The organism is Vibrio sp. 2132-1 (assembly GCF_033344315.1).
On sequence record NZ_JAWPON010000576.1, the window covers coordinates 1 to 593 of the forward strand.

Sequence of the window (593 nt, forward strand, 5' to 3'; positions counted from 1 at the left end):
GCAATAAACGGCTCTACGAGAGACACCGGCAGATACGCCGCGCCGCCTTTCTCTAAAATGAAGTCCAAAGCAATACGCGCAGTCGATGTGCGCAGGTACGGAGCCGGAATTTTAGGGTGACGCTCAGAGTGCTCAGAAGCGAAGCGTGTTCCCCAATCCACATACACATATTTGTGCTCAAACACCGTATCTAATGAATCTTGCTCGGTAGAAACCAGCACAAGGACAACATCCGCGACTTTTTTACAATTAAGCTCATCAGCTTTGATTTGGTCAAACGCAAATGCCATATCTAACGTGCGCTCTAATAAGCTACGGCTTAGCATTTCACGGCCCATCACCTCGGCCATAAAGCCGTAACCGCCGAAAGAATCCGTCACAATACTCAAACAGTTTTGCAAATACGCATCCCAAATGTTCGGCGTACCGCCCATGGTGAGCTGTAATGCTTTTCCATCTTCAAGTGATAATTCCAGTTTTGCTTGCTGCAATGTGGTGACCATAACTTCGGCATAACTGATTAAGCGTTCCCCTGCTGAGGTCAGCTTTATGTTATTTCGATCACGAATAAACAATTGAGTATCGAAGTAACT

Annotated in this window: 1 protein-coding gene; it reads right to left on the minus strand. The window is 46.4% G+C overall.

What is annotated here, in order from left to right:
* A partial coding sequence (locus R8N47_RS26745; protein WP_318186304.1) for a LysR family transcriptional regulator occupies positions 1–593 on the minus strand: 593 nt, incomplete at both ends.